Here is a 9187-nt window from a genome sequence, read left to right as displayed (position 1 = left end):
GCGGGGGCCCCGCCGTACCGGGCGCAGGGACGGACGCGTGCAACGCCCTGGACGGAGGCTCCGCGGGAGACGGGGGCGGAGACAGGGGCCGGGGCGGCGGCTCGGCCCGGAGCTCCGGCCGCTCGGCGTACGGTACGTCGGCGAACGGCGGGTCCCGGCGGGGCTCCCGGGGCGTGGGCACCGGGTCCTGCGGGGTGCCGCCGGAGTCGTGTGCGCCGTCCGTGCCCCGCTTCCGGTCGGGAAGCCCCATGTCCATGTGCCGCCTCTGCTCCCTGATGCCCCATCGCGCCGGCCCGCCGCACCGAGCCGCCGGTATATCCTCCTCCGCCCAATCTAACGGCTGACCACGACAGTTGAACCACCGTCTCACCGGGGCCCGGCGGCCGGAGGGAGCCCGGGGGGCGTACGTCACGCTACGGTGCGGCCAACACGTCCGGCGGACTTCTCCGCAGCGGTGCATGTCCCGCCTCTGCGGGTAGCCCTAGCCTGCGAAGAACCAGCAGACCCCCCCCCTTTCTCCCGAGGAGTGCGCTATGACCGCGATGAGTGATCTGCCCGGAGGTCCGGCCCTCCCCCAGGAGCGGCGTCTCGTCACCGCTGTTCCCGGGCCCAAGTCGCAGGAGCTGATGGCCCGCAAGCAGGCGGTGGTGGCGGACGGCATCGGGACCGTGATGCCCGTCTTCGTGCGGCGCGCGGGCGGCGGGGTGCTGGAGGACGTGGACGGCAACTCGTTCATCGACTTCGGCTCCGGCATCGCCGTGACCTCCGTCGGCAACAGCGCCGAGGCCGTGGTCCGCCGCGCGTCCGAACAGCTGCGGGACTACACCCACACGTGTGTGATGGTGACGCCGTACGAGCCGTACGTGGCGGTCTGCGAGGAGCTGGCCGAGGTCACTCCGGGCGACCACGAGAAGAAGAGCGTGCTGCTCAACTCCGGCGCCGAGGCGGTGGAGAACGCCGTCAAGATCGCCCGTGCCCACACCGGGCGGCAGGCCGTCGTGGTGTTCGACCACGGCTACCACGGCCGCACCAACCTCACCATGGCGCTCACCGCCAAGAACATGCCGTACAAGCACGGCTTCGGCCCGTTCGCGCCGGAGGTCTACCGGGTGCCGATGGCCTATCCGTACCGCTGGCTGACCGGCCCGGAGAACTGCGCGGAGGAGGCCGCCGCGCAGGCCATCGACCAGATCACCAAGCAGGTCGGCGCGGACAACGTCGCGGCGATCGTGGTGGAGCCGGTGCTGGGCGAGGGCGGGTTCATCGTGCCGGCGCGCGGATTCCTGCCGCGTATCGCCCAGTTCGCGAAGGACAACGGGATCGTGTTCGTCGCGGACGAGATCCAGTCCGGCTTCTGCCGTACGGGCCAGTGGTTCGCGTGCGAGGACGAGGGCATCGTGCCCGACCTGATCACCACCGCGAAGGGCATCGCGGGCGGCCTGCCGCTGGCGGCGGTCACGGGGCGCGCCGAGATCATGGACGCGGCGCACTCCGGCGGCCTGGGCGGCACCTACGGCGGCAACCCGGTCGCGTGCGCGGCGGCCCTCGGCTCCATCGAGACCATGCGCGAGCAGGACCTGGCGGCGCGGGCCCGGCGCGTGGAGGAGGTCATGAAGCCGCGGCTGGAGAAGCTGGCCGGGGAGTTCGACGTCATCGGGGACGTGCGCGGACGCGGCGCGATGCTCGCGATCGAACTGGTGCAGCCGGGGACCAAGGAGCCCGCGCCGCAGGCCACCACGGCGCTCGCCAAGGCGTGCCACCAGCGGGGCCTGCTGGTGCTGACCACCGGCACCTACGGCAACGTGATGCGCTTCCTGCCGCCGCTGGTCATCGGCGAGGATCTGCTGAACGAGGGGTTGGACGTGCTGGAGGAGGCCCTGGGCCAGCTGTGACGGCGCGGACGGCGAGGGCGGGGAGGACGGCGAGGACGGAGAGGACAGGGAGGCCGGTGAATATGCCTCCCGTGAAGAACCTGTGCGGGCCTCATGTCCGGAGAGTGAGACCGCTGACCGGTCCAGTCCCGCTGCCGTACGGTTTCTGCAGTTGCCGGACGATGCCGGGGGTCACCTCCTCATCACCGGCACGAGCTGGTCTCTCCCCAGGGCCAGTTCGGTCGTGCCTTCGTGCACGTTCCTCATCGATCGGATGACCGCTTGTCCCACTCCCCCCGGGGCCCGCGGCACGCCGGTCGCCTCGGCCGCCCCGGAGCTCTCCCCCCTGTTCCTGGGCGGCCGACTCGTGTGCCGCCGGTCCGCTGGCTGTGGTGGGCGGCCCTCCCGCTGCTCGGGTGCGCCCTCGCCGTCTGGCAGGTCCTCGGCGACGGACCGCTGCGCCGCGCCGACGAACGGCTCGGGGACGCGCTGCGCGCCGCGGCGCCGCCCGCCTGGTGCGCCGAACCCCTCGCGGACCTCGGCAACGCGGCGGTGGCGCTGCCCGTACTGCTCGCCGCCCTGCTGTACGCCCTCGCCGCGGCCCGCTTCCGCCGAGCTCCCGGCTTCGCCGGAGCAGGGGGCACCGGTATCCCCCTGGGCCCCGCGCTGTGCTGCGCCGTGGCGATGGCGCTGGTGCCCGCCGTCGTCTCCGCGCTCAAGGCGTGGACGGACCGTCCGGGGCCGCTGGGCGGCACGGGGTACTTCCCCTCCGGGCACGCGGCGACAGCCGCGGTCGCCTTCGGCTGCGCCGTGCTGCTGCTCCAGGTGGCCGGGGCGCGCGCCGCGCGGGCCTGGTGGACGGCCGCCGCCCTGCTCACCGCGCTGAACGGGCTGGGCCTGGTCTGGCGGGGCTACCACTGGCCGCTGGATGTGCTGGCGAGCTGGTGCCTGAGCGCGCTCCTGGTGGCAGCGGCGGCCTGGGGGATCACCGCGTTCCGGCGATCCGCGCCGCCGCCTCGTGCATCGCGAGCTCCAGGACGGCCGGGTCGTTCAGAGTCCCCCGGCCGTCCGGGGGGATGACCCAGCGCGTGCCGCCGGTGAACCGCCCCGGATAGGGCACGACGATCCAGGTGCCGCGCCCCGCGCACCGCACGCCCGTACCGAGCCACCGGGTGGCCGTGCCCGGCGGGACGAAGAAGCCGACCCGCGCGTCCCCGAAGTCGGCGAGTACCGGGCCCATGCGGTCGATGCAGCGGGTGAGGACGTCCAGCGCCGGGTGGCCCAGCTGGGCGCTGACGATGAGCACGTCCCACATGCGCCCCGCGGGCAGCAGCGCCACTCCCAGCGGATTGCGTTCCCACTCCCACCGGCATACCTCCGGGTCCGGGGCGGCCGAAGCCAGCCATTCGACGGCGCCCCTGGTCTCCGCTGTGCCGCTCATGCTCTCTGCCTTCCTGTCGCGCTCGCGCCGGCGCGCGGAGCTGTCACGGGGGAGAGAGCGGCGGGGCGGCATCCTTACACCACTTCGCCGGGGGTTTTCCGATCCGTCGGGGCGCTGTTTCCGCGGCGTTTCCCCGGCGCCCGTCCGGCTCAGCTGTCGAAGCCCATGCCGGCCCGGTCCAGGGTCCGCAGCCACAGGTTGCGCCGCCCGCCGCGCGCGTCCGCGCGGGCCAGCGACCACTGGGTGAGCCCGATCCCGGCCCAGCGCAGCGGCTCGGGCGGGAAGGGCAGCGGCCGGCCGCGCACCATCTCCAGCTCCGTGCGCTCGGTGCGCGCGCCGTCGAGCAGGTCGAGCATCACCTCGGCGCCGAACCGGGTGGCGCCGACGCCCAGTCCCGTATAGCCCGCCGCGTAGCCGACCCGTCCGCCGTGCGCGGTCCCGAAGAACGCGGAGAAGCGCGAGCAGGTGTCGATCACACCGCCCCAGCGGTGGGTGAAGCGGAGCCCTTCGAGCTGCGGGAAGCAGCGGAAGAAGTGCCGGGCCAGCGTGCGGAAGGTCTCCGGCCGCTGGTCGTACTCGCGGGCGATCCGGCTGCCGTAGTGGTAGACCACGTCGTAGCCGCCCCACAGGATCCGGTTGTCGGCGGTGAGCCGGAAGTAGTGGAAGTGGTTGGCGCTGTCGCTCAGCCCCTGCCGGTTGCGCCAGCCGACGGCGGCGAGCTGGTCCGCGCCGAGCGGCTCTGTCATGAGCGCGTAGTCGTACACCGGGACGACGTACGGGCGCACCCGCCGCAGCAGCGAGGGGAACGCGTTGGTGCCGAGCGCGACGTGCCGGGCGCGCACCCGGCCGTACGGGGTGCGCACGGCGGCTCCGGCACCGCGCACCGCCAGCTGGGTGGCGGGGGTGTGCTCGTAGATCCGCACACCCGCCTCGGCGCACGCCGCCTTCAGCCCCCAGGCGAGCCGCGCCGGGTTGACCATGGCGACGCCCGTCCGGTCCCACAGCCCGGCGAGGAAGGTCGGCGAGTCGGCCTGGGCGCGCACCGCGTCCCGGTCGAGCAGCTCCAGCCCGGCGTCCAGGCCCAGCGCCCGCGCCTGGGCCGCGCTCTCGTCCAGCTCGGCGACCTGGTGCGGCTCGGTGGCCACGGCGATCTCGCCGGTGCGCTCGAAGTCGCAGTCGATGGCGTAGCGCTGGACGTCCTCCTCGATGGCGTCCAGGTTGCGCGCGCCCAGCTCCTCCAGCGCGGCGATCTCGCCGGGCCAGCGGGCGGCGCCGTTGGCGAAGCCGTGGGTGAGCGAGGCCGCGCAGAACCCGCCGTTGCGCCCGGAGGCCGCCCAGCCGGTCTCCTCGCCCTCGACCAGCACCACATCGCGGCCCGGGTCGCGCTCCTTGGCCAGCAGCGCGGTCCACAGGCCGCTGTAGCCGCCGCCGACCACGAGCAGGTCGCACTGCTCGGTGCCGACCAGCGCGGCGTGCGCGCGGGGGCGCGCGGGGTCGTCCAGCCAGTACACGGCGGGCTGTGCGTCGGCCAGCGCGGTGGTTGGTTCGCGCATGGATATCGGCTCCTCTTGCTCACGGTCCCCGGCGGGGGCTGCCGGGGAGGGGGTGCCCCTGGCCACGACCGGTCTCGGGGGCACCTCCCGAGCGATGTGCCCCTCAGGGTCCGCCGGACACGGCGCTAGCTCTTCCTCCGGCGGTTCGCGGTGAGCCGGCCGCCCAGCACGATCGCGACGGCGATGACGAACATCGCCGAGCCGATCACGTTCACCTGGACGGGAACGCCGCGCTGCGCGGCGCCCCAGACGAACATCGGGAACGTCACCGTGGACGAGCCCGCGTTGAACTGGGTGATGATGAAATCGTCGAAGGACAGGGCGAAACTCAGCATCGCACCCGCGGCGATTCCCGGCGCGGCGAGCGGCAGCGTGACCCGCCAGAAGGTCTGCACCGGGCCCGCGTACAGGTCCCGGGCCGCCTCCTCCAGCCGCGGGTCCATGCTCATCACCCGTGCCTTGACGGCGACGATCACGAAGCTCAGGCAGAACATCACATGGGCGATCAGAATCGTGGTGAAGCCGAAGCCGACCCGCATGTTGAGGAAGAGGGTGCCCAGTGACGCGGCCATGACCACCTCGGGCATGGCCATGGGGAGGAAGATCAGCGCGTTGGCGAGGCCGCCGCCCCGGAAGCGGTAGCGGGCGAGCGCGAAGGCGGCGAGGGTCCCGAACGCGGTGGCGATCAGGGTCGCCAGGACGGCGATGCGCAGGCTGAGCCCGAGCGAGCCGCACATGTCGGCCACGCCGCACGGGTCCGTCCAGGCGTCGGTGGAGAACGCGCGCCACTGGTAGTTGAAGCGCCCGGCCGGGTCGTTGAACGAGAACAGCAGTACCACCAGGTTGGGCAGCAGCAGATAGCCGAGCGTCGCGCAGCCCGCGAGGACGACGGCGTTGCGGCGCAGCCGGCGCAGCGGGGCGAGCAGCGGCGAGTTCGCCATCAGACCAGCTCCTCCGTTCCCGCCCGGCGGATGTAGACGCTGACGACCAGCAGGATGAGCGCCATCAGCAGGAAGGACATGGCCGCCGCTGTCGGGTAGTCGAGGACGTTGAGGAACTGCTTCTGGATGGCGTTGCCGACCATCTGCTCGTTCGGCGAGCCGAGCAGCTGCGCGTTGATGTAGTCCCCGGAGGCCGGGATGAAGGTGAGCAGCGTGCCCGCGACGACGCCCGGGAGGGAGAGCGGGAAGGTCACCTTGCGGAAGGTGGTCGCCCCGGTGGCGTACAGGTCGCGGGCGGCCTCGTGCAGCGCGGTGTCGATGCGCTCCAGCGAGCTGTACAGCGGCAGGATCATGAACGGCAGGAAGTTGTACGTCAGCCCGCACACCACCGCCAGCGGTGTGGCCAGCACCCTGTCGCCGCTGGTGAGTCCGAGCCGGCTGGTGGCGTCGAGGACGTGCAGCGTCTCCAGCGCGCCGACCACCGCGCCGCCGTCGGACAGGATCGTCTTCCAGGCGAGCGTGCGGATCAGGAAGCTGGTGAAGAACGGCGCGATCACCATCACCAGCAGCACATTGCGCCAGCGCCCGCGCGGAACGCGATCGTGTAGGCGAGCGGATAGCCGATCACCAGGCACAGCACGGTGGCGACGGCGGCGTAGCCGAAGGAGCGGAGGAAGTGCTCGCCGTAGTCGCCCAGCGCGTCGGTGTAGTTGGCGACGTGCCAGGTGACCCGGAAACCCTCCTCCAGCGAGCCGCTCTGCACGGAGGTGGACGCCTGGTAGACGAGCGGTGCGACGAAGAAGACGGCGAGCCACAGTCCGGCGGGCAGCAGCAGCCAGTACGGGGTGAGCGCGCGGCGGCGGGAGCGGGCGGCCGGCTGCTGCGCGGGCGTGTCCTGCCCGCCGGGCGCCGGGGCCGGATGCGGGGCGACGGACGTCATATCTCCCCCTCCCCCGCTGTCATGTCCTGCGCGGCGTCCAGCGCGAAGGTGTGTGCGGGCCGCCAGTGCACGACGACCTCCGCGCCGGGCGTCAGCCGGGTGTCGCGCTCCACGTTCTGCTCGTAGACCGAGATCTCGGCGCAGGCCGGGGTGTCGACGAGGTAGTGCAGCGAGACGCCGAGGTAGTTGGCGTCCCGGATGCGGCCGGTGAGCCGGTTGCGGCCGCCGGGCACCTGGTCCGCGTCCTGCGCGCGGGTGAGGGCGATCTTCTCCGGGCGCACGCCGACCAGCAGCGTGTCGCCGGCCCCGGTGCCCTCGGCCGGGCAGCGTGCGGCGGGCAGCCGCAGCGTGCCGTCCGCGCCCGGCGCCTTCACCTGGATCTCGTCCGGGCCGGCGGCGGTGACCTGGGCCTCGACGAGATTGGAGGTGCCGAGGAAGTTGGCGACGAAGGTGGAGCGCGGGTTCTCGTACAGCTCCGCCGGCTCGCCGAGCTGCACGACGCGCCCGCCGTTCATCACGGCGACCCGGTCGGCCATCGTCATGGCCTCCTCCTGGTCGTGCGTGACGTGCACGAAGGTGATGCCGACCTCGGCCTGGATGCGGGAGAGCTCAAGCTGCATCTGGCGGCGCAGCTTGAGGTCGAGGGCGCCCAGCGGCTCGTCGAGGAGCAGCACCTGCGGGCGGTTGATGAGCGCGCGGGCGAGCGCCACGCGCTGCTGCTGGCCGCCGGAGAGCTGCCCGGGTCTGCGGCGCGCCAGCTCGCCGAGCTGGACCAGCTCCAGCATCTCGGCCACCTGCTTCCCCACGGACTTGACGCCGCGCCGGCGCAGCCCGAACGCGACGTTGTCCCGGACGTCGAGGTGCGGGAAGAGCGCGTAGTTCTGGAAGACGGTGTTGACGGGGCGGCGGTGCGGGGGCAGCCGGGTGATGTCCTCGCCGTCGAGGAGGATGCGTCCGCCGGTGGGCTCCTCCAGCCCGGCGACCATGCGCAGGGTGGTGGTCTTGCCGCAGCCGGAGGCGCCGAGCAGGGCGAAGAACGACCCCTCGGGGATGGTGAGGTCGAGCGGGTGTACGGCGGTGGCGTCGCCGAAGACCTTGCTGAGGCCCGAAAGCGTGAGCGTCATGGCTCCCTCTCCTCGGTCAGGCGCCGATGAGCTTGGCGAACTTCTCCTCGTAGGCGGTCTCTTCCTCGCCCTTCATCGGCCGGAAGTTCCGCCCCTTCTTGATCATCTCGGCGTCGGGGAAGATCAGCGGGTCCGCGGCGAGCTCGGCGTCGATCTTCTTCATCTCGGCCTGCGCGCCGGTGACCGGGCAGATGTAGTTGATCCAGGCGGCCAGCTCGGCGGCCTCCCTGGGCCGGTAGTAGAAGTCGATCAGCTTCTCGGCGTTGGTCCGGTGCCGGGCCTTGACGGGGACCAGCAGGTCGTCCGTACCGAACAGGTAGCCGCGCTCGGGGACCGCGAACTCCACGTCCTCGTTGTCCTGCTTGAGCTGCACCACGTCGCCCGCCCAGGCCAGGCAGGCGGCGATGTCGCCGGAGTTCAGCTCGTCCATGTAGTCGTTGCCGCTGAAGCGGCGGAGCTGCTTGCGGTCGACGGCCTTCTGGATGCGGGCGACGACCCGGTCGAAGTCGTCGTCCGAGAACGTCATGGGGTCGATGCCCATGTCAAGCATGGTCAGTCCGACGGTGTCGGTCATCTCGGTGAGCATCGAGACCCGGCCCTTGAGCGCGTCGTCCTCCAGCAGCTGGCTGACGGAGGCGACCCGCTTCCCCTGGGTGGCCTTCTTGTTGTACGCGACCACGCACGCCGTGCCCGCCCACGGGTAGCTGTACTGGCGGCCCGGGTCGTGAGCGGCGGTCCGGAAGCGGTCCTCCAGGTTGGTGACCGCGTGGGGCATACGGGCCGGGTCGAGGCGCTGCGCCCAGCCCTGCCGGATCATGCGCCCGGCCATCCAGTCGGCGAGGACGACCAGATCGCGCCCGGCGTTCCGGCCGGCGGCGAGCTGCGGCTTGATCTTGCCGTAGAACTCGCTGTTGTCGTTGATGTCCTCGACGTACTTGACCTTGATGCCGCTCTCCCGCTGGAAGCGGTCGAGGGTGGGCCGCTTCTTCTTGTCGTCCTCGTCCACATCGATGTAGAGCGGCCAGTTGGCGAAGTCGAGGACCTTCTCCGTGCGGGAGTGGTCGGGGTCGCGCCGCTCGGCCGAGCGGCCCTTGTCGCCCTGTGCGGGCGGGATGCCGCAGGCGGCGAGGGCCGTGCCGCCTGCGGCGAGGGAGGCGGCGCGCAGCAGCCTGCGGCGGGACATGGCGGCCCGGCCGCTGGTCAGACTGCGCTCCCACGCCTCGCCTACGGCGTCCGGCATGTCTGCGTACGGATCCTGGGAGGACAGGGGAGACACAGGGGACATAGGGGGCACAGGGGACATGGCAACTGCCTTCC

The 9187-nt window shown here is 72.3% G+C and carries 7 protein-coding genes and 2 pseudogenes; 2 read left to right on the top strand and 7 right to left on the bottom strand.

Going from position 1 to position 9187, the window contains the following annotated elements:
* A pseudogene (locus G5C65_RS38665) lies at positions 1-256 on the bottom strand (hypothetical protein); the annotation flags it as partial.
* 286 nt (positions 257-542) lie between these two features.
* Here G5C65_RS38665 and gabT point away from each other — a divergent pair.
* Together gabT and G5C65_RS24605 are read left to right on the top strand one after the other, a co-directional pair.
* A complete protein-coding gene (gene gabT, locus G5C65_RS24610; protein WP_165301106.1) occupies positions 543-1892 on the top strand; it encodes a 4-aminobutyrate--2-oxoglutarate transaminase in 1350 nt (449 codons plus the stop codon).
* Positions 1893-2240: 348 nt separating this feature from the next.
* Positions 2241-2951: a phosphatase PAP2 family protein gene (locus G5C65_RS24605; protein ID WP_338146631.1), complete on the top strand. Its 711-nt coding sequence runs from the start codon at positions 2241-2243 to the stop codon at positions 2949-2951.
* Here the strand turns inward: G5C65_RS24605 and G5C65_RS24600 are convergent.
* The 6 genes and pseudogenes from G5C65_RS24600 to G5C65_RS24575 form a co-directional block, all read right to left on the bottom strand.
* Positions 2857-3312 (bottom strand): hypothetical protein, encoded by a 456-nt coding sequence (locus tag G5C65_RS24600; RefSeq protein WP_165301104.1) that lies wholly within the window; start codon positions 3310-3312, stop codon positions 2857-2859. The genes G5C65_RS24605 and G5C65_RS24600 overlap by 95 nt on opposite strands.
* Before the next feature lie 149 nt (positions 3313-3461).
* Positions 3462-4865, bottom strand: coding sequence for an NAD(P)/FAD-dependent oxidoreductase (locus G5C65_RS24595; protein WP_165301103.1), 1404 nt, complete (start codon positions 4863-4865; stop codon positions 3462-3464).
* 125 nt (positions 4866-4990) lie between these two features.
* Positions 4991-5806: an ABC transporter permease gene (locus tag G5C65_RS24590; protein WP_165301102.1), complete on the bottom strand. Its 816-nt coding sequence runs from the start codon at positions 5804-5806 to the stop codon at positions 4991-4993.
* Positions 5806-6746, bottom strand: a pseudogene (locus G5C65_RS24585) (ABC transporter permease). Before G5C65_RS24585 ends, G5C65_RS24590 begins: the two are co-directional and overlap by 1 nt.
* Positions 6743-7870: an ABC transporter ATP-binding protein gene (locus G5C65_RS24580; protein ID WP_165301101.1), complete on the bottom strand. Its 1128-nt coding sequence runs from the start codon at positions 7868-7870 to the stop codon at positions 6743-6745. The pseudogene G5C65_RS24585 and the gene G5C65_RS24580 overlap by 4 nt, the downstream one beginning before the upstream one ends.
* Positions 7871-7886: 16 nt before the next feature.
* A complete protein-coding gene (locus G5C65_RS24575; protein ID WP_165301100.1) occupies positions 7887-9110 on the bottom strand; it encodes a polyamine ABC transporter substrate-binding protein in 1224 nt (407 codons plus the stop codon).
* Positions 9111-9187: the final 77 nt, after the last annotated feature.

The sequence above is a fragment of the Streptomyces boncukensis genome (assembly GCF_011045075.1).
Classification (GTDB): Bacteria; Actinomycetota; Actinomycetes; order Streptomycetales; family Streptomycetaceae; genus Streptomyces; species Streptomyces boncukensis.
The sequence above is the reverse complement of the archived record's forward strand: the minus strand, read 5'-3'. Positions and strand labels throughout refer to the sequence as shown.

Excerpts from the sequence above, each read along its gene's own strand:
- gabT (WP_165301106.1), top strand. The coding sequence starts at position 543 with ATGAGTGATCTGCCCGGAGGTCCGGCCCTCCCCCAGGAGCGGCGTCTC.
- G5C65_RS24580 (WP_165301101.1), bottom strand. The coding sequence starts at position 7,870 with ATGACGCTCACGCTTTCGGGCCTCAGCAAGGTCTTCGGCGACGCCACC.
- G5C65_RS24600 (WP_165301104.1), bottom strand. The coding sequence starts at position 3,312 with ATGAGCGGCACAGCGGAGACCAGGGGCGCCGTCGAATGGCTGGCTTCG.
- G5C65_RS24590 (WP_165301102.1), bottom strand. The coding sequence starts at position 5,806 with ATGGCGAACTCGCCGCTGCTCGCCCCGCTGCGCCGGCTGCGCCGCAAC.
- G5C65_RS24595 (WP_165301103.1), bottom strand. The coding sequence starts at position 4,865 with ATGCGCGAACCAACCACCGCGCTGGCCGACGCACAGCCCGCCGTGTAC.
- G5C65_RS24575 (WP_165301100.1), bottom strand. The coding sequence starts at position 9,110 with ATGCCGGACGCCGTAGGCGAGGCGTGGGAGCGCAGTCTGACCAGCGGC.